The 18,728-nt window shown below is 67.1% G+C and carries 15 protein-coding genes; 6 read left to right on the forward strand and 9 right to left on the reverse strand.

The window, feature by feature from the left end; all coding sequences use genetic code 11:
* The first annotated feature begins 181 nt into the window (after positions 1-181).
* The gene (locus WMF27_RS41485) at positions 182-1,102 is read left to right on the forward strand and encodes a ParB/RepB/Spo0J family partition protein (protein ID WP_437763368.1); all 921 of its coding nucleotides are present in this window, start codon (positions 182-184) and stop codon (positions 1,100-1,102) included.
* Here the strand turns inward: WMF27_RS41485 and WMF27_RS41490 are convergent.
* Positions 1,032-1,568, reverse strand: a complete 537-nt coding sequence (locus WMF27_RS41490) for a hypothetical protein (protein WP_437763367.1) — start codon at positions 1,566-1,568, stop codon at positions 1,032-1,034. The genes WMF27_RS41485 and WMF27_RS41490 overlap by 71 nt on opposite strands.
* A 22-nt stretch (positions 1,569-1,590) precedes the next feature.
* Here WMF27_RS41490 and WMF27_RS41495 point away from each other — a divergent pair, with 22 nt between their 5' ends.
* The gene (locus tag WMF27_RS41495; protein WP_437763366.1) at positions 1,591-1,803 is read left to right on the forward strand and encodes a hypothetical protein; all 213 of its coding nucleotides are present in this window, start codon (positions 1,591-1,593) and stop codon (positions 1,801-1,803) included.
* Positions 1,804-1,888: 85 nt separating this feature from the next.
* On the opposite strand, the gene WMF27_RS41500 is transcribed toward WMF27_RS41495, so the two are convergent.
* Complete coding sequence (locus tag WMF27_RS41500) at positions 1,889-2,278, reverse strand: hypothetical protein (RefSeq protein ID WP_437763365.1); 390 nt, start codon at positions 2,276-2,278, stop codon at positions 1,889-1,891.
* Between the two features lie 43 nt (positions 2,279-2,321).
* The gene (locus WMF27_RS41505) at positions 2,322-2,912 is read right to left on the reverse strand and encodes a hypothetical protein (protein ID WP_437763364.1); all 591 of its coding nucleotides are present in this window, start codon (positions 2,910-2,912) and stop codon (positions 2,322-2,324) included.
* 305 nt (positions 2,913-3,217) lie between these two features.
* Between WMF27_RS41505 and WMF27_RS41510 the strand changes: the two genes are divergently transcribed.
* The 3 genes from WMF27_RS41510 to WMF27_RS41520 are packed head-to-tail and all read left to right on the forward strand — an operon-like array spanning position 3,218 to position 8,353.
* Positions 3,218-3,511, forward strand: a complete 294-nt coding sequence (locus WMF27_RS41510) for a hypothetical protein (RefSeq protein ID WP_437763363.1) — start codon at positions 3,218-3,220, stop codon at positions 3,509-3,511.
* Positions 3,471-4,811, forward strand: coding sequence for a metallophosphoesterase family protein (locus WMF27_RS41515; protein ID WP_437769947.1), 1,341 nt, complete (start codon positions 3,471-3,473; stop codon positions 4,809-4,811). Before WMF27_RS41510 ends, WMF27_RS41515 begins: the two co-directional genes overlap by 41 nt.
* Entirely contained in the window at positions 4,808-8,353 is a 3,546-nt protein-coding gene (locus WMF27_RS41520; protein WP_437763362.1) for an AAA family ATPase, read from the forward strand. The genes WMF27_RS41515 and WMF27_RS41520 overlap by 4 nt, the downstream gene beginning before the upstream one ends.
* 90 nt (positions 8,354-8,443) lie before the next feature.
* Here the strand turns inward: WMF27_RS41520 and WMF27_RS41525 are convergent, their stop codons facing one another.
* From WMF27_RS41525 to WMF27_RS41535, 3 genes are read right to left on the reverse strand one after another with little or no spacing between them, the layout of a single operon-like run.
* Positions 8,444-10,672, reverse strand: coding sequence for a DEAD/DEAH box helicase (locus WMF27_RS41525; RefSeq protein ID WP_437763361.1), 2,229 nt, complete (start codon positions 10,670-10,672; stop codon positions 8,444-8,446).
* Positions 10,644-11,996: an ATP-binding protein gene (locus WMF27_RS41530; protein WP_437763360.1), complete on the reverse strand. Its 1,353-nt coding sequence runs from the start codon at positions 11,994-11,996 to the stop codon at positions 10,644-10,646. The genes WMF27_RS41525 and WMF27_RS41530 overlap by 29 nt, the downstream gene beginning before the upstream one ends.
* Positions 11,993-15,658, reverse strand: a complete 3,666-nt coding sequence (locus tag WMF27_RS41535; protein WP_437763359.1) for a TerB N-terminal domain-containing protein — start codon at positions 15,656-15,658, stop codon at positions 11,993-11,995. Before WMF27_RS41535 ends, WMF27_RS41530 begins: the two co-directional genes overlap by 4 nt.
* Positions 15,659-16,904: 1,246 nt before the next feature.
* Between WMF27_RS41535 and WMF27_RS41540 the strand changes: the two genes are divergently transcribed.
* On the forward strand, positions 16,905-17,180 hold the full coding sequence (locus WMF27_RS41540) for an HIT family protein (RefSeq protein WP_437763358.1): 276 nt from the start codon (positions 16,905-16,907) through the stop codon (positions 17,178-17,180).
* On the opposite strand, the gene WMF27_RS41545 is transcribed toward WMF27_RS41540, so the two are convergent.
* Genes WMF27_RS41545 through WMF27_RS41555 form a run of 3 tightly spaced genes read right to left on the reverse strand, consistent with a single transcriptional unit; the run spans position 17,129 to position 18,588 of the window.
* Positions 17,129-17,407, reverse strand: coding sequence for a hypothetical protein (locus WMF27_RS41545; protein WP_437763357.1), 279 nt, complete (start codon positions 17,405-17,407; stop codon positions 17,129-17,131). The two genes, WMF27_RS41540 and WMF27_RS41545, sit on opposite strands and share 52 nt — an antisense overlap.
* 32 nt (positions 17,408-17,439) lie before the next feature.
* Positions 17,440-18,348: a hypothetical protein gene (locus WMF27_RS41550; RefSeq protein ID WP_437763356.1), complete on the reverse strand. Its 909-nt coding sequence runs from the start codon at positions 18,346-18,348 to the stop codon at positions 17,440-17,442.
* Between the two features lie 51 nt (positions 18,349-18,399).
* Positions 18,400-18,588 (reverse strand): peptidoglycan-binding domain-containing protein, encoded by a 189-nt coding sequence (locus tag WMF27_RS41555; RefSeq protein WP_437763355.1) that lies wholly within the window; start codon positions 18,586-18,588, stop codon positions 18,400-18,402.
* Between the last annotated feature and the right edge of the window lie 140 nt (positions 18,589-18,728).

Below are 18,728 nucleotides of genomic sequence, written 5' to 3' on the forward strand. Positions count from 1 at the left end.
TGCGGATTTCCTTGGGGTATTCGGCAGAGTCCTGGTGGGCGCCGCGCAAGACCAGAGGCAGGCGCAAGTCCTGGATACTTCATGAGAAACGGGCGGACACCCCGGGGGTCACCGGAAAGACCCGAGCCGGGGTGTGCGAGGGTCGGCCGCGCGCCGCCGAACCGCGGCGCTCCGGTGCCCGATGGATCTGGAGTTCCACCAGCTCGATCTTCGTTACGACGAGCTTCGCGGCCGCAGCCCGGCGCGCGAGCGGCGTCTGCTGTCGTCGCTCGCGGAGGTCGGACAGCAAGCGCCGATCGTCGTGGTGAGCCCGGTCTCGTGCGCGCGGCACGTGGTGATCGACGGGTACAAGCGGGTGCGGCTGCTTCGTCGCCTCGGGCAGGACACGGTGCGGGCGACGGCGTGGGACCTGGGCGAGGCGGAGGCGCTGTTGCTCGAGCGGATGCTGCGCGCGGGCGACGCGGACAACGCGCTGGAGCAGGGCTGGTTTCTGCGCGAGCTGCGGGAGCGATTCGGCCTCAGCGGCGAGGAGCTGAGCAAGCGATTCGGCCGGACGCCGAGCTGGGTGAGCCGGCGGCTAGCGCTGGTCGCGGAGCTGCCGGAGTCGGTGCACGCGCACGTGCGCGCAGGCGCGATCGGCGCGCACGCGGCCATGAAATACCTTGTGCCTTTGGCGCGCGCCAACCGCGCTGACGGCGAGCGGCTCGCAGACGCGGTGGCGCCGCTGCGGCTGACGACGCGGCAGATGGCGATCGTGCACGCGGCGTGGCTCGGGGCGAATGCCGAGGGACGCGCGCTGATCGTGAAGGACCCGGCGCTGGTCGTGCGGGCGCACGAGGAGGCACGGCGAGCGAAAGCACGCCCGGCGACGCCGGCCGAGCAGATGCTCTCCGACCTCGGCGCGCTGAGCGGCATCGCGGCCTGGGTCCACCAGCGGACGCGGCGAGGCGAGCTGCGTGGATTGCTCGCGTCCGAGCAGGACGAGATCCGACACGCCTTCTCGCAGGTGCGTCGGGAGCTGGAGCGGCTGCTCAAGCGGCTCGGAAAGGAGCTCGACGATGCTCGACCGGAGCACACGAATCGCGATCCTGCGACTGCATGAAGAGGGCCACGGCACGCGGCCGATCGCGCGAGCGCTCGGGATCTCGCGCGGCGCGGTCAAGGAGGTGCTCGCGACGGGCAGCGCGGACGTGCCCGAGCTCGCGCGCGCCGAGAAGGCCGAGGTGCACCGCGAGCAGATCCTGGAGCTCGCGCCGCGGTGCAAGAACAACCTCGTCCGCGTGCACGAGGAGCTCGTCGCCGCCGGCGCGAAGCTCTCGTATCCGGCGCTGACGGCGTACTGCCGGCGACACGGCATCGGGCATGAGCCGCCCGCGCCGGTCGGGCAATACCACTTCGGGCCGGGCGAGGAGTCGCAGCACGACACGTCGCCGCACGAGCCGGTCATCGGGGGCAAGAAGCGGCGCGCCCAGACAGCCTCGATGGCGCTGTGCTACTCGCGCATGCTCTTCTTTCAGGCTCCGCTCCGACTCCATCTCGCTGCACGTCCCCGAGCCGCTCACGCTCATCGACGCGACGCTCCTCTTCACGGTGCAGATCCTCGTCGCGCGGCACCCGGAGCTGCTCTTGCCGCCCGAGGTGACCGTGCTCCATCCGCCGCCCGGCCTGCGCGCCGCCCGCCGTCTGCTCGACGGGATCCGCGAGCTGCACCGCGCCATCGACGCTTATCGCGAGCTGCTCGCCGGGGCAGACGGCGATCGCCGCCCCGCGCGCCCCGTCGAGCCGGACGAGATCCCGTTTTAGCGCAGTCCTGCGCGGCTCCCCAGCTCGCGTCCGAGCTCGAGCTCACCCTCGCCTGCGCGCTGCACGCGCTTCCGAACCGAGCCCATCACCACCTCCGACGCCACTTGTCACGGTAGGACGGCGGCTGGGGGATCGGCTCGGCGGGCTCTTCGGTCCGCTCGGCGGCGAACGTGGACTCGTCGCCGTCTTTGATCTTGATCGTCCCCGTGAGCCGCCCGTCCTTTCCGAGCCGTGCTCGGCCGGTCCCAGACATCGGGTCGTACTCCCAGGCTCCCTCCCACGTGAACGAGATCCCGCCCCGCGTGAACCTTGCGGTGACGTAGGCGAGGAGGCAGTGCATGCGGAGCCGATCGCCGTGACCCGTGAACGAGAGCACGGCCGGGCCGAGGTCGTCCAGGTACTTGTTGACCCACGTGCCGGTCTCGGTGATCCGCCACCAGCCGGCGTACTCGGCCGGGATGAGCTCGGAGGGCATCGTGGACGCGAGCGTAGCACCGTCGGATACCCGCGTCGGCGCGCTACGCCTCGGCTGCTCCAAGTCCGCGCTCGCAGTCCGCGCAGCGATCGCTGATCCACGCCCGGACCACTTCTGACGAGCACGGGTGGGTCATTTCTGGTGAGCGCCGAAGCCCGAAGGCCAGTTTCCGCTCCGATTTGGACGTCTTCGTCGGCATGGGCAGGTAGCAGACCGCGCGATTGACAAGCTGACCATAGAGCGCTCGATCGGCATTGAATAGATTCACCCAATGAGCGAGAGCAGCGGAGGAATCGATATTGATCCGAGCCATCTCGTCATCCGATATTCGGCTCATCTTAGGAGAAGTGACTTCGCTCCATAATGGCTTGTTGCGGTCGGTGAGTACGGAGAAGTACGAGCCCCACCGAACACAGACCGCCGCTGCCGCGACGCCTTCCCTGCCTATCCCGGTGCCGGAAGGTAGCTTGATCGGATCCGGCTTGGTCATGAGGTAGTCGAGCACCTGCCGGAACATGGGTTGCGTCGGTGACCGGATGATCCTATCCGGACCAACCAGGCCAGCATCGAGCGTCAGCTCGTCGTTAACGCGAGCGCGAAGCGGTGCGGCTGGAAGAACCTCGTCAGGGAGCATTCCCGTCTCCTCCTGTCCGCTGCGGCCCGCGCGCACCTACCTTGGCTACACACCTGGTCACCGTGGGCCATTCTGGTGAACCATCGCCTTCGAGATACACACACGGAGCTGGTTGCGCAAGCGCCCGTCGCGAGATCTCTCTCCACCATGGACCCGAGCACGGGTGCCTCGCCGCCTCATGCAGCCCAGCGCGAGCGTGACCTCGCGGCGGTCGCGGCAAGCCTCGACGCCCCTCGATTTGACCTCGGCATTTGCCCTGAAGGTCAGCATCCTCGGCACCGCATTGTCCGGCGCGCCACGATACGATGGAGCTCATCTCCGGTCTCCACCGCCTCGAGGCGTTCCGTGCCCGCGGTCGGGAGGAGATCCTTGCATGCCTCATCGATGTCACCGACCTCCAGGCCGCGATGGTCGAGATCGACGAGAAGCTGATGCGCACCGAGCCGATCGCGTTCGAACGCTCCGAAGCAAAACTGAGCACGGAGCCTCGACATGCTGACGAAGTCCTGGCTCCCCTCATGGCGGCACATGCAGCGCCAGCGCTAGCCCGTGCAGACGATGGCAGCGTTAGGCGCCACGACGGGGCTTCACGTTCATAGGGAAGACTGCTACCGTCGCACCATCGCGCGGCAACGAGCAGCGCGGACCGGGGGCCGCATGAAGTTCTTTCACGCAGCGGACATCCACCTCGATAGCCCTCTGCGGGGCCTCGATCGGTACGACGGGGCGCCGGTGGACAAACTTCGCGGGGCGACACGGCGCGCACTCGAGAACCTTGTGGCGCAGTGCATCGAGGAAAAGGTGGCGTTCCTGCTCATCGCCGGCGATCTCTACGACGGCGACTGGACGGATTACAACACGGGGCTTTTCTTCGCGAAGCAGATGTCACGCCTGCGCGAAGCGGGCATCCGGGTGTTCATCGTGCGTGGCAATCACGATGCGCGGAGCAAGATCCTGCGATTGCCGGAGGGCGTGCGCGAGCTGTCGGCGAAGCAGCCGGAGACGATCATGCTGGATGACCTCGGCGTGGCCGTGCACGGCCGGAGCTACGAGAAAGCCGATACCACGGAAGACCTCTCCGTCGCTTATCCCGCGCCGCGGGAGGGGTATTTCAATGTGGGCTTGCTGCATACGTGCGCGAGCGGTCGCGAAGGACATCAATCGTATGCCCCGTGCTCGGTGAGTGACCTCGTGGCGAGGAGATACGATTACTGGGCCCTCGGGCATGTGCACGCGCGCGAGGTGCTCCACGAGTCGCCGTGGATTGTATTCCCCGGGAATCTGCAGGGCAGGCATGCGCGCGAGACGGGGAAGAAGGGGGCGACGCTGGTGACCGTGGACGAGGGGCGGATCGTGGGGGTCGAGCCCAGGACCCTGGACGCGCTGCGCTGGGTGCGGTGCGAGGTGGATGCGCGCATGGCGTCGTCGATCGATGATGTGATCGAGCTGTGCCGCCAAGCCCTGGCGCGCGAGGCGGACGCGGCGGAGGCGAGGATCGTGGCCGCGCGGATCGAGGTGACGGGGGCGACGCGGGCGCACGGCGCGCTTTCGCGCGAGCCCGAGAAGTACCGGAGCGAGGTGCGTAGCGCGGCGAGCGACGCGGGCGAAATCTGGGTCGAGAAGATCAGCTTTCGCACCCGGAACCCGGTCGATGCGGAAGCGAGCCTCGGGGACGAGGTCGTAGGCGGGCTTTACCGGCAGCTCCGCACCATCTGCGAGGACGACGCCGAGATCGATAGGCTGCTGAGCGGGCTCGAACCCTTGCGCAAGAAGCTGCCGGCGGAGCTCGATCATCTCGAAGGCGGAGCGAAGCTTGCTCGGACGGCGCTCCGGCAGCTCGTCCGGGAACTGCCCGATACCCTGCTGCCTCTGCTCTTTGCAGGTGAGGACGCGTCGTGAAGATCCTTTCGCTCGATCTCCTGAGGTACGGGCCTTTCACCGGGCTGTCGCTGGATTTCTCGGCGAAGCCGCGCGCGTTGCACGTGATCTTCGGGTCGAACGCGGTCGGCAAGAGCACGACGCTGCGGGCGGTGCTGGGGTTTCTCTTCGAAATGCCCAAGGACACCCAGGACGCGCACGATCGAGACTACAAGAAGCTCCGGGTGGGCGCGCTCCTCGCGGCCGAGGACGGGCGGACCTTGCAGCTCGTCCGACGCAAGAAGCTCAAGCAGACGTTGCTGGATCCCGCCGAGCAGCCGGTGGACGAGGGGCAGCTGCAGGCATTGCTCGGCGGGGTGACCGAGGAGCAGTACAAGGTGATGTTCGGCCTCTCTCACAAGGCGCTCGTGGACGGTGGCGAGGCGCTGCTCAAGGGAGGCGGCGATCTCGGAGAGAGCTTGTTCGCGGCCGGGCTCGGGGGCACGCGCGTGCATGCGGTGCTGGAGAAGCTCGACGCGCAGGCGGAGGAGATCTTCACGCCCCTCGGGAAGCACAAGAAGAAGCTCAACGCCGCGCTCGAGAGCTACAAGAGCGCGAAGAAGGGAGCCGCAGATCGATCTCAGCCGGCGAAGGAGTGGGAGCAGCTCCAGAAGGATCTCGCTGGTGGGCAGGCGCACGCCGCGACCCTGGCCAGGGAGCTCTCCGATCTCCAGGCGAAGCAACGGCGTCTGTCGCGCATGGAGCAGGCGCTGGTGCCCATCGCCGAGCGGGACAGGATCCTCGGGGTGCTGAAGGAGCATGAGGGCGCGGTGTTCTTGCCCGAGACGGCGCCCGAGGCGCGGCGGAAGGCCGAGAGCACGCTCGCGGAGACGGAGCCGCGCGAGGAGCGGCTCGGCCGCGAGATCGCGGATCTGACCGCGCAGATGGAGCGGTTGCCGGTGCCGGAGGCGCTGCTCGCGCAGGGGGCCTCGATCACGGCGATCCAGGACGGGCTCGGCAACCACAAGAAGGCGGCGGGGGTGGATTTGCCGCGGCTCCGCGGCGAGCTGCGCCAGATCGAAGACACGATCGAGTCGCTCCTGGGGCGGCTCGGGCGGCGCGTGCCCGTGGAGGAGGTGGGAAGCCTCGCCGTCGCGCCGGGCGTGGAGGCGCGTGTCCGGGCGCTGCTCAAGCAGCGCATCGGGCTCGAGCGCGACCTCGCCGGGGCGACGAAGGCGCTCACCGAGGCTGAGAACAAGCTCGGGGGCGAGCGAATCAAGAGCGCGGCCCAGCCCGCTCCGGTGGATGTGACGGCGCTCGTGCGCACGCACGAGATCGTGCAGCGGGACGGGGATCTGGAGAAGGTCCTCGGTGAGCTGCGCGGCGAGGCGAAGACGATGGCGGCGCGGCTTGAGGCTGGGCTCTCGGCGCTCGGCGTGACGCACCTCTCGCTCGAGAAGGTGGGCGCGCTGCCGGTGCCGCTGCCAGAGACGGTGGAGATGTTTGCCCGCGACTTCGCCGCTCGGGACACCGAGCGGAAGTCGCTCGCTAACTCGCTGGCGGAGCGCAAGAAGCGCTTCGGGGAACTGGAGCGCGAGATCGAGGCGTTGCGGCGCGGCGAGGAGGTGCCCACGGAGGGGGACCTGGCGACGGCGCGGCGCGAGCGCGACGGGCACTGGAAGCAGGTGCGGCAGGCGTGGCTCGGGGAGCCGGCGGAGGAGGGGGCGGCAGGGGCGGGGCTCTCGGCGCGCGAGATCGCGGATCATCACGAGACGAGCGGGCGGCGGGCGGATGAGCTGTCGGACCGGCTCAGGAGAGAGGCAGATCGGGTGGCGAAGTTCGCGACGCTCTCAGCCGATCGCGATCAGGCGGCGCGTGGCATAGAGGAGTCCGTGACCGCGGCGGAGCAGGCGCGGACGGCGGAGGAAGCAGAGCAGGGGCGATGGCAAGCCGCCTGGACAGCGGCGGGGATCGCGCCGCGCTCGCCGGGCGAGATGCTGGCCTTCCTGGGGCGCTACCAGAAGCTCGTGGAGGAGAAGGCGAGGCTCGAGGAGGTGCGGCGGCGGGAGCAGGCCCAGAGGGAGCGCATCGAGGGGCATCGGGAGGCACTCGCTGCGGCGCTAGAGGCGCTCGGCGTGGCAGCCGGGCCGCGGCACGGGTTGCTCGCGCTGGTTGCGCATGCGCGTGAGGTGGCCGAGCGGGAGGGGAAAGCGCAGCGGGAGCGGGAAGCGGTCGCGAAAGAGGTGCGCCGGGGGGAGATCGAAGTCGAGGGGCTCTCCGGGGCACTCGCGGGGCGGCAGCGGGAGCAAATGGCGTGGGCCGAGCAGTGGTCGGCGGTGATGCTGGCGCTCGGGGGGTCGGCGGCGACCGGGATCGAGGAAGCCGAGGAGGTGCTGACGTTGCGCGCGGATCTCGCCCAACAAGGGAAGGGAGCCCGGGAGCTGCGGCGGCGCATCGCGGGGATCGAGCGCGATGCGGCCGATTTCAAGGTGCAGGTCGAGGGGCTGGCGCGGCTCACGGCGCCGGATCTTGCGGGCATTCCGCTGGAGCAGGCGGCGGCGGCGCTGCTGGAGCGGTCCAAGGATGGCGAGACGAACCGGCAGCTCAAGCAGGCGCTCGAGAAGGACCTCAAGGAGAAGCAGCAGGACCTGCTCGCCACGCGGGAGAAACGGCGAGGGGCGGAGCGTGCGCTCAAACAGCTCATGGAGGAAGCCCGGGCCCAGGATGTGTCCGAGCTCGTGGCCGCTGAGGATCGATCGGCCGTAGCGCGGAAGCTCCGGCAGGATCGGGAGATCGTCGAGATGCGGCTCTCGACGATCGGCGGGGGGCTCAGCGTGGAGGCGCTCCTGGAGGAGTGCCGCGGGACGAACGCGGATACGCTTGCGCAGCGTCTGGCGGAGGTGGAGCGGCAGATCGCGGACGTGGATCGGGAGCGGACGCGGGTGAACGAGGAGGTGGGGCAGCTCCGGCAGCGGCTGCTCACGATGGACGGGAGCGACCTGGCGGCGGAGGAGTTGACGCGGGCGGAGCAGCACCTGGCGTCGATCAGCGCGCTGGTCGACGACTATGCGCGGGCGAAGCTCGCGGCGGATCTGCTACGGCGAGCGATGGAGCAATACCGCGAGAAGAACCAGGGTCCGCTGGTACGGCGGGCGAGCGAGCTGTTTGCGAGGCTATCGCTGGGTACCTTCTCGGGGCTGCGGGGGGATCGCGACGATCAGGATCGGCCCATGCTCCGCTGCGTGCCGAGGGCCGGGGATCCGGTGGAGGTCAGAGCGCTGTCCGATGGGACGCGCGATCAGCTTTTCCTGGCGCTCCGGGTGGCGAGCCTGGAGCAGTATTTCACGAAGAGCGAGCCATTGCCGCTGGTGCTCGACGATGTGCTCATCCATTTCGACGACGCGCGCGCACGGGCCGCGCTCGAGGTCCTCGGGGAGCTGTCGCAGCGGACGCAGATCCTCTTCTTTACCCATCACGCGCGGCTCGTCGAGCTGGCCGAGGCGACGTTGCCGGCGAGCACGCTCTGCCGGCATGACCTCGATGATCTCGTGGCGAAGGCGGCGGTGAACGTCACGGCGCCATGACGCAGCCCGATCCACTCCGCAGCGATCGCGTTGCCCCGCGCCCCCGAATTTGAAACCGCGCGCCCTTCAATAACCACATGTTAGAGTCGCTCAGATCATGCTTCGACGGCTTGCCTCAAGGCAGCGATGCATCCCCTGGACGTCAAGCATGCCGCTCGCGTACGTAGCGCTCAGAAGCTCCTCCGAAAGGTACTCGTCGTACTTCTCTACAGCTTTATTCCTCACCGTTCTTGCCAGCGCAACTGAGTCACCCGGGCCTTCATCAACAATATCGCTCAGCATCGCCAAGATGCGCTCGGGCGTCGCCCGGGAGATGAGCAGCGCTACGCCGAGCCCGGCCACCTCGAATCCACGCTTCGCCATCATGACGGCCGTAGTGTTCATGACGCGGTCTCCCGCCCACGGAAACAATACGGCGTCACGACCCCAGGCGATCACTCGCCGTTCGCGCAGGCCGAGCCGGTCGAAGTTGGTCCGTCCCTCCACGAGTAGTTCACTCGCCCTCGGGTCCACGAAGCTTGGGATCTCGAAGGACTCGTACAGTTCCCGCATGCGTTCTCGCACCCGATCGTGGACGAACCCGGCCCCGTCACCGAAGCTCGGGACGCGACCGCCCGCCGCGGCCGCCAGGTCGGCTACCTTGTGCTCAAGGTCGACGCTGAGGATACGCCAGCGACGCCCGCCGAAGATCAGGTACGCACCCTCGACGAGCGGGTTCTTGACCGGCAAGGTGCCGAGCGTGCGCCCTTCGTTCACCAGCCGGAACTCTTCCGGCGTCTGGAACGCGGTGAAGAAGGAGTAGTGGTTCACCACCCGCTCGCCTGTGCGGTCGAGCAGCAGCGTCCCGTCGCTGCTCTGGGTGACCACCTCGGCATATCCTAGGCACCGCAGGAGGCTCGCAAACATCGCCCTGGAAATGTCGGCGAACGGTCCGGTCTCGCAGAGCACCCGGTACGCATCCAGCGGCTTGACGCCGCCGTGCTGGGCGATTGTGGAGAGAAGCTGTTGGACCAGCGTCGACAGGTGCAGCTTCCCCCGAACGGGGGGCTCGCACCACTTCTCGAGGAGCAGGGAGACGATCGCGATCGTCTGGACCAGCTGCGCCCGGATCTGCTGCGGTGGCGCCGTCGTGTCCGTGACCTCTTCCTCCCGTACGTAGGCTCGCAGGATGGCCGGCTCGCCCTCCCTCCTGCCCGATCGACCCAGCCGCTGCCGCAGGCTGGCCACCGAGAACGGCGCGCCGAGCTGCGCCACGCTCCTCACACTGCCGATGTCGATGCCCATCTCCAGCGTGCTGGTACAGACCACGTTCACCGGCCCCGGGATCTCCTTCTTGAGACGGGCCTCGACGTCCTCGCGCAACTCCTTCGCCAGACTGCCGTGATGTGCGAAGAATTCGTTCGGCACGCGCTCACGCTCGGACTTGCGGTCGAGCAAATCGGCATACAGCTCGACCTCTCCGCGCCGGTTCGCGAAGATTAGATTGTCCGAACCGCGCAGCGTCCGGAAGAGCTGGTCAGCGATCGCGTGGACATCCTCCGTCACCTCGTCCTCCGGCGTGCCCTCCGGGCGCCGCGTGAGAAAGCCGCGCACGATCAGCCGCAACTCGCCGCCGCCCGCGGCGGAGGTGATCATCTGCACCTCGTCTGCATGCCATGGACGGAGGAACTCCGCGGCGATCTTCATATCTCCCAGGGTGGCGCTGAGGGCCACGCGAGGAATGCGGCGCTTCACGGCGACCTCCATCCGGTGGAGCAGGGATTGAAGCTGTCGGCCCCGCTCCGACCCTATGAAGGAGTGCAGCTCGTCAATCACCGCGTACGAGATCGGCTGGAACAGGCGTGCGATCTGCGACCCGTGGACGACGAAGAGCGCTTCCAACGACTCGGGCGTGATGAGGAGGATCCCGCCCGGATGCTGGAGAAATCGCCTCTTCCGCTCCGAGGAGACGTCGCCATGCCAGCGATGCACCGGGATGTCGAGGCGCTCGCAGAGCCGCTCGAGGCGCCGGAATTGATCATTGATGAGGGCTTTGAGCGGGCTCACGTAAAGCGCCCGCACCCCCGTGCCTTCCCGCTCGAGGATCCGGGTGCAAATCGGAAAGAACGCCGCTTCCGTCTTGCCGCTTGCCGTCGCCGCCGAGAGAATCACGTCGCGCTCGCCGGAAAGGATGGGCTCGACCGCGAGCTCCTGGAGGTCCCGGAGCTCCTTCCACTGCTCATCCCAGATCCAGCGCTGGATCTTCTCGTGCAATCGACCAAACGCCGGGACGGGCGCGCCTGGCTCATGCTCAGAGCTTGAAGATGGCAAGATCGTCATCCTCCTCGCTCCTCGGCCCCGTCGCCTCATTGGTTAAGCTCGTCCGTTCTTCGCCGGGTAGAGGCGCCAGATCGGGGTTTGAGTCTGGCGTGATGTCCACCGCACCCACGAGCTCGGTCCAGGACGCCCCGCGATTTTGATCGAGGACCGCGAGTAAATTCACGAAGGCGGTGATCGTGTTTCGAGGCGTGCGGAAGTACGCGTCTCCGATCCGTTTGGAGCAGTGGTTCATGAAGGCCGCGAGACCATCGTCCGGCAGCACATACTGGGCGGGATCCCCCGACGCATAGACGAGGCGCAGCTTGCCGAGCAGGATGTAGAGGTCTTCGGGCGTGAGGTTCGCGAGGCGCAGGACGGGGCCGGTAAAGTCGACCAGTCCGCTCTTCGTGAACATGTTCTCGGCCAGCCGCGACTGGAGCGCCTGATAGCTGTACAGACCCCGTCGCGTGTCGAGCAGGAACTCCGGAGTCCCGCCCAGCACGAAGCCGAGGCCCTCGGCCGTTCCCTGCAGGCAGTCGTTCAGGAGGCGGAGTATCTGCTCGTAGTTGGCGCTGCGCGACTTCGTGTTGGCGAGCTTGTAGAGGTTCACGAGCTCGTCCAGACACACGAACAGGCCCGCGTACCCCGCCTGGCGTATGAAGCGGGCGAGGAGCCTCAGCATGTCATACCAGTTGGCGTCCTCCACGATGGTGCGGACGCCGAGCGCCGCCTTGGCGTCGGTCTTCGTGGAGAACTCTCCTCGGAGCCATCGCACGGCGTCGGACTTGAGCGTCTCGTTGCCCGTGTCATGGCCGCGCCAGTAGGCCGATATCACCTCGGCGAAATCGTAGCCTCCCACGAGCTCTGACAGGGTCTGGAGCCGCTCACGGATGACCAGCTCCGGGCTGAGTCCACGCTCTCGTGCCTTTTCCAGCGCCGAGGTGATGAAGCGTTCCACGACACTGGCAAGCGCACCTCCGTCCGGCTTGGAACGCGTCGCCGCGTTCCGCATCAGCTCCGTATAGAGCGAGCGCGCCTGGCCCCCCGTGCCCTGGAGTCTCCGGTCCGGACCGAGGTCCGCGTGGATCGTCACGAGGCGCTTCTCCAGCGCGATGGATCGGACCAGGTGCAGGAAGAATGTCTTTCCGGAGCCGTACTCGCCGATGACGAAGCGGACCGACGAGCCGTTGTCGCCGATGCGCTCGATGTCGGAGACGAGCGCTTTGACCTCGGCGGCGCGTCCCACCTGGATGTGCTGCTGGCCGCTGCGGGGCACGACCCCGGCGCGCAGCGACTGGAGGATGGCATCGCGCTCCTTGGGTCGGATCCGGACCACGTTGTTCATGCGCAGAGCTCCTTCATCACGTCGGCATCCACTTCAATGAGATCGTCTCCGGACCACACCGCGCTGCCGCAGACCTCGAAGGCCGCGTCGTTCACTACCTCGAGCGCGCCGTCCGTGAGCAACCCGAAGCCTGCCGCGAGCGCCTCGACCTCGGCACGCGTCCACTCGGCGCGCTCCGCGAGCTTGCGAACGAAGGCCGAGTGCGCCGCGTTCAGGTTGCGCACAGGAGGCGCCGAGGTCTTCGCCTGCGCATCACCGGCGGCATGATCGCCGTTCGTGCTCACGGTTGTGCTCGGCTGGGCCTGCTCTTCTTCAACGAAGATCGAACCGAGCAGCGCGGCGACCGCCGACGTCTCCGCGAGTTTGGCTTGGACGCTTGCCATGTCGAGCGCGATGCTACCGCCGGACGATCTGGGGGGCGGCGGAACGGGGTAGCCCTTTGAGGTTTCCCCGGCCTGCACGGTCACCGCGTCCATCGCGGGGGAGGCCTTGGTGCCGGCCAGGGCATGGATACGGCGATACACCTCCGATGCCTCGAGGCCGAGGGTGGGGAAGAGCTTGGTCAGCAGCTTGACCTCACCTGGATCGATGCGCCCATCGGCACCGGCCATAGCCACCAGGAAGTCGGCGACGGCGCCTCGCTGCTCGGCGCTGAGCGCTGCGATGCGCTTCTTCACGCCGGCGATCCCAGGCCGCTCGTGCACAAGCCAGCGCACGTGGGCCGACAGGCGCAAGCGCTCCGGAGGCGAGAGATCTGCCATAGCGTCGAGCCGTGCCTCGAGTTGCTTCTCTTCGGCCTCGCTGATCTCCCCATCGGCCGCCGCCAGCGCCACCGCCAGGTGCATGAGCAGCGTTACAGCTCGGTAGTGAGTGGATGCGGCGGTCGGCGCGCCTTCACCGATTCGGAACACCACGATCCTTCCCTCCGCGCTTGGCATCTCGCCGCCAAAGCGCACGTCCGGCTCGACGCCATACCCTTTCTTCTGCAGTAGCTGCAGTAGCGCAACGATCTCCGCCTTAATGCGCCGCTCACGCAGTAGCTCGGCCGCCGGCACGACCGCTGTGTGCTTTCCCTCGAGGTGGCCCTCGATCATCTCGACCAGCGCGATGACCTCCTGTCCTTGGTGCGTCGCGAGCAGCTCCGGGGGCAGTAGCCCTGCAGCCGTGACGCTCCCCCGCTGGTCAGGGTTGCGCCCGATCCAGCGGCTGAAGGGGTCGAGATCGCTCGCGCACTGCTCAACGAGCTGTCGTAGCTTCTCGGCGGCCTTCCTGCGACCCGTCACATCGGACACACCTGGCGCCGTGAGACGGAGCGCTCCACCAAAGGAGGCGCTTGCAGGCCTGTAGTGGACGACGAGGTCCTTGTTTCCGGGCTTCTGGGTCATGCCCTCCCCGAACGCCTGGTGATAGCGGATTCGGAAGAGCCCCCGGAGCTCTTCTGGGCACCGCCGAACGGGTGTGGTGAGGCGTGCCTCCGGGTCACAGAACACCCATGCCAGAGCCCAGTCCGCAGGAATCGGGCGTCCGTCACGAGCCAGCTGCCCGAGCCCGAGCTTGAGGAGCAGCGGAAAGTCTCCACCCGCGGATGCGGTCGGCGGAGCGCAGCGTTCGTAGACGCGGGCTCTGGCGTCCACCCACATCGCCGCGAGGAACTCGGTCGCATAGTTTCGGAAGGAGTTGCTTCGTGAGTAGATGGTAAGGAGTCGCTCGACCTCGGCGTAGATCGCTTCTCGCTCGCCGTCGGCGAGACCGCCGCGCTGTGCGTCCGCGAGAGCGCGGCGCTCCAGGCCGTAAAAGAACAGGAATACGTACCCGATGTAGGCGTCGGGATCGCGCCTGCCGCCAGCCAGCCACTCGAGGTAAGCCGCCCGCTCCGCGGGCCCGATATTGCTGTACGAGGGCCAGTACTGCATGCCGGCACCGGAGCGATTCGCGTTCGCGCGGTCGACCAGCAGGCGCGGGTTGATCAACGCCGGCTCGACGTTCAGCAGCGCACCGACCGGAGGTAGGCTCTCACCTACATAGATCATTCCACCGTTGAGCTCGTAGCCCGCAACCACGGTTGACGCTCCCGGAGCAATCCATGGACCTCGGCCGACGGGTGGTCGCTCGATCGCTACGGACCGTGGCGGCTCGACCGGAGCGGGGCGTTCCGGCAGCTGCGCTGGTGCCGCGACCAGAGCGACGCGCGCCACCAAGCTCACGGCGGGACGCGACCCTGGCGCTCGCTGGGATGGCTCTGGGATGGCGCTCATGATCACCGTTCCGCCCTTCGGAATTGATAGATCGGGTGGTGCAAGCGGAGCCGGCGGTACCGGCGGCGGTGATGGTGCAAACGGAGCCGACGGTACCGGCGGCGGCGATGGTGCGAACGGCGCCGACGGTACGGGCGGCGGCGATGGTACAAACGGAGCCGACGGTACGGGCGGCGGCGATGGTACAAACGGAGCCGACGGAGGCGGAGCGACGGGCCCTGGCCAGGATTGCCTCGGCGACGGTGAGGAGAACCGGGAAGGTGAGTATGTCGGGGGGGTGCTCACCCGAGTGGCGGGTAGGTCGCCCAGCGCGGGTTGAGGTGCGGGTCTTCCGACACCCAACGAGCGCCGCGCCGTGCCGGACAGCGTGTTCAGCGCCTGCGCGGCGCGGAATGCCGACTCCGGCCGGCTGAGCTGGAAGACAAGGCGGAGCCCAGTCGGCGACGAGATCGTCAGCTCACCGTAACGCAGGACGGGGAGCTGATGGTTGTCCTTGAAGCGGAGATCCGGTGTTCCGTCCTTGCAGACGAAGCGCCACGTCATCGCGACGACCTCGCCATCGCATGGCGTAGGTCCATCCTCGATGAATCGGGTCTCTGCTGCCATCGCCGTGAGTTGCTCATACGGCAACGCTGCTACCCGCCCGTTCTCCCAGAGAAGCAATCGGTCTGGAAGGAAGAGGAGTTGTTGTGGGCCCGCCGGAATGGTCCAAGACTCGAGGTTCGTCTCCACCCCAGCGTGGGTCCCGCGCACACAGCTCGTTGGTGTTCGGCGGAGCAGCGTCGTCGCACCAGCGTTCCGGCGCGCATCGCCGGTCGGTGCGGCGTGGTACACGTGCCACACTCCTGCACTGTGGGCGAGCGCCTCGCCGGCCGCCGAAGCGAGAGCAAAGCGCTCCATCGCGGCAGGGTCGTCGACGTCGTAGATCAGTCGCGCAATCCGCTGCTCCTCGCTCCACCTACGTACGGGGAAGCCGGCAACGAGGAAGACGAGCGCGATCCCGAAGGCTCCTCCGACGCCTGCGGAGGTCATAACGAGGAGGACGAGGACGAGCCCGCTGACCCAGTACGCCTTGAACCAGTCGATGGCCGTCGGCCGGGCTTCAATCTCACGAGCTACCTCGTCCGGAGATAGCTGCTGGAGCGAGGCTACGGATGCTGTCGTGATAAACCCGGACGGCGAGTAGCTACTCGGGATCGGAGTCTGGGGTGGTAGTTGTGCGGGCGCGCTCGAACTATCGCTGGCTTTCTGCCGGTATTGAAAGCCGCCCGGGGACAGCGTTACATAGGTGCCGCGCGGTCCGAACGCGACACGCGCGCCTCGCACGCCCGCAGAGGGGCCAACCCCGGGATAGGACACGTTGGCGCGGATAGGTTCCATCCGCAGTATCCGTCGAAAGACGCCCATTCCCCTGCCCAGCTATGGCCCCGCTCGCACGTAACCTCTAACTTGAGTTCGGTGCCTCCAAGTTGGCCGCCTAGTGATGGCGTTCGTCGCCTCGGAGGCGACGGGGCATCGAAACGCATATCAGACTTCTTTCAGTCCAAAAAGGAGAAATCCAGCCAGTCCAGTGAGTCGAGATGTGACCAGTTAGTACATGTGCGGATGGACAGGTGCGAGGTTTTCTTGCCTATTAGCCGCTATCTAGCGACAAGCACTTTGGCTCTCCGGCACTCTTGCTGAAGGTACTCTGCTGAGCCCGCTTGGAGTTGCGTGAGCCGCAGGGAGGCGCACCTTCCGGGCTTGCTGATTCACCGAAGGTGGCAGGCGACCGAGCAGACTGGCGATGTCGGGCGGGCGCCTGAGTTATCGAAGTGTCCGAGCTCCCGTTTTCTCTTCCTGCCATAGATCTGAAGCTCGAGCGTGTGCACAGCCAGGCGGGAACACAGGTCGTGGAGTTGCACTCCACGGGTTTTGAAGCTCTCTGCCACAACCTGCGGACGTGCGGCGTCTCCTGTTCAGAGCCGCTACCGGTGCACCCTGGGCGAGCGTCCCTGCCAGGATGTACCGGTACGCGGGCATGCGCTTGTCCGGCGCTTTCGGTGCGAGCAGCCCGACTGCTCGCGGGCGATCTCCTCCGAGCGGTTGCCCAGGGTCGCCCCGCCACACGTACGCACAACGACACGGATTGACGAGTTGCCGACGCGCATGTGTCGGTGATCATCGCGTCCCGCGTCGGGTCGGCGAAGGTCGCGGCCACGTGATTGCCGGCGTTCACCGTACACCCCGCCTTGTCGCACAGGCGGGCCGACCATTGCCGCACCAGGGCTGAGCGGTCGAGAATGTTACGCACGCCCAACTCGACCGCTTGGGTGAGCCAGGTGCTGCGAGCGAGATCCAAGAAGCCTGCCGCGTTGTTCGCTGGCCATCGCGCATCCCCAGGTGCCTCACGAACCTGACCGCGCTCGAACGTTACCGTGACGGTTCCTGTGCCGTCGGATGCGATGAGGCACATGTTCACGACCTTGCTCCGTGATGAGCCAACGTCGATCCCCAGCCATGCTCCCTTTCGGAAGGTCACGTCGTGCTTATGCTGTGCTTTCGCCGCGAAGTCACCGCTGATGGGGTGGCCATGAACGAGCTCCTCGGGAAGTAGCACGCGGCGACGACCAGACGACACCTCGCGCCCGCTCCGAAGTACCATCCGCCGCCGGTGACTTCCCCGTTCCTCGAGGCCCCCGAGTCCGCCTGGGTGGCGAGCAACGCGCTCGCCTTCGCGCTACGCGACCGCTTCCCGGTCAGCCCCGGCCACACGCTCGTCGTCCCGCGCCGGCTCGTCGCGACGTGGTTCGAGGCCACTTCCGAGGAGCGCGCCGCGATCTTCGAGCTGGTCGACACGGTCAAGCGGCACCTCGACGCAGAGCTCCACCCGGACGGCTACAACATCGGGATCAACGCCGGCGAGGCCGCAGGGCAGACCGTGATGTAGTTGGTGGCGGTCTCGTCGATCTTGCCATTCACGACATTGAGCTTCCCGATGACCATGCCGTACCGCATGGTCTTGCGATCTGCCTCAATCTCCGCGTAGGCCTTGCGAAGAAGCGCTTCGTTCAGGCCTCCCTGCCCGTCGTAGGGGCTCTGCTCGACGAGCTCACCGCTGTCGCTCCGCAGCAGGAGCTTGCAAGACCTGAGTACGGTGTCTTTCTCCGCCTTCACGCGGCCGAGAAACTCGTCCTCGGATGCCTCCGTCAGATCGCCCTGCGCGCCTCTGGGATAGCGATATGCGAGGTACGTACCAGCGCGTCGTGGGTCTCCTTGAAGCTGTCGTAGGACCGCGAGGGGTCGTTCGCCTTGCGCGGTTTCAGTTCGTGGCCGTAGCAGAACAGTCTGGCGCGCCTGTACACATCGAGGCACGGCTCCCAGACGTTGATCCTGCTCCACTCATCACTGCCGTTGTGTCTCTCCCCAGTTGAACCTTTGCCCCCAAAGATCGGTACCCAGGGCGAGGCGGTATACTCGATATCGATGGCGCTTCCATCGCGGTGATTCCCTCCTCCACGTTTTCCCTGGCCACCGATGAGCTCCTTCGTGCCGCACCAGGTTCTGAGTTTCTTCTGATCGTCAGCGTCGTCCGCCGGAGCCCCCATCTCTTGGCGGTACTGCCGGTACAGATCTTCCTGCGCGCGTAGGAGCTTCTTCAGCAACTCCCGATTGACGCCCTTGACGTCCCTGATGTCCTGGAAGCCAACGCCGAGGAACCGGAACCAGTAGCGAATGGTCCGCTGGGTTTTCGGTCCTTGCTCTTTACCAACCTTGGGATACTCGACCTCGATTCCCACGTCTTCAGTCTTGGTGATCTCGAGAACCCACTTCGGCAGCGCATCGGTGAAGGGCGTGCCGGCCGCCTGCGAGATGTGGTTGTCCGGTCCGGGGCTGACCTCCGCGGCGACGGGCGGCGGCGGGTCCTTGGGTAACGTGCTCGGGGGCGGAGGCGGGGGAGGAGGGGCCGGCGGCTGTTCGGGCTGCGGCGCCTCGGGCTCGTGGGGGTCAGGATCTTGATAACTGAACGCCTGCGGTCCGCACTCGGCACCGTCGAACCGGGGATCGCTCCCCCCGCCCGCTCCGCCGGCGCCCCCTCCGCCTTCCGACCAGTTCATGACACACCTCGAGAAGACCTGGTTTGCGTCCTTCGCGCCCGCCTCGCGACCTCAGTGGCCATATGCCTCTCTCAGCTTGGCGACGGTCGCGGCGTCGAGCTTGCCGGTCTCTTCCACGCCATGGTCCCGCTGGAACTCCACGAGCGCGTGCACTGCTGCCTCGGGTAGGTCGGCCATGTCATCCCGGAGCGACCCCTCGTAGTAGCCCAGGTTGCGCAGCCTGAGCGATGCGCCTGGCACCGAGTCCGCCGGCGCGCTTTCGCGCAGGCTGAGGGTCCACTGCTGGCGGCTGGCGTGGCCCCTCCGGGTAGCTCTCGATCCAGACGACGAGCACCGCGCTTCTGGCGGCTTCCGGTAGCTCCAGCTCGAGACTCCATCCG

Origin of the sequence: Sorangium sp. So ce281, assembly GCF_051527395.1 — a bacterium.
In the GTDB taxonomy this organism is placed as follows: Bacteria; Myxococcota_A; Polyangia; order Polyangiales; family Polyangiaceae; genus Sorangium; species Sorangium cellulosum_B.

Excerpts from the sequence above, each read along its gene's own strand:
- WMF27_RS41535 (WP_437763359.1), bottom strand. The coding sequence starts at position 15,658 with ATGGGCGTCTTTCGACGGATACTGCGGATGGAACCTATCCGCGCCAAC.
- WMF27_RS41530 (WP_437763360.1), bottom strand. The coding sequence starts at position 11,996 with ATGAACAACGTGGTCCGGATCCGACCCAAGGAGCGCGATGCCATCCTC.
- WMF27_RS41490 (WP_437763367.1), bottom strand. The coding sequence starts at position 1,568 with ATGAGCGTGAGCGGCTCGGGGACGTGCAGCGAGATGGAGTCGGAGCGG.
- WMF27_RS41485 (WP_437763368.1), top strand. The coding sequence starts at position 182 with ATGGATCTGGAGTTCCACCAGCTCGATCTTCGTTACGACGAGCTTCGC.
- WMF27_RS41510 (WP_437763363.1), top strand. The coding sequence starts at position 3,218 with ATGGAGCTCATCTCCGGTCTCCACCGCCTCGAGGCGTTCCGTGCCCGC.
- WMF27_RS41500 (WP_437763365.1), bottom strand. The coding sequence starts at position 2,278 with ATGCCCTCCGAGCTCATCCCGGCCGAGTACGCCGGCTGGTGGCGGATC.
- WMF27_RS41515 (WP_437769947.1), top strand. The coding sequence starts at position 3,471 with ATGGCAGCGTTAGGCGCCACGACGGGGCTTCACGTTCATAGGGAAGAC.
- WMF27_RS41550 (WP_437763356.1), bottom strand. The coding sequence starts at position 18,348 with ATGAACTGGTCGGAAGGCGGAGGGGGCGCCGGCGGAGCGGGCGGGGGG.
- WMF27_RS41505 (WP_437763364.1), bottom strand. The coding sequence starts at position 2,912 with ATGCTCCCTGACGAGGTTCTTCCAGCCGCACCGCTTCGCGCTCGCGTT.
- WMF27_RS41525 (WP_437763361.1), bottom strand. The coding sequence starts at position 10,672 with ATGACGATCTTGCCATCTTCAAGCTCTGAGCATGAGCCAGGCGCGCCC.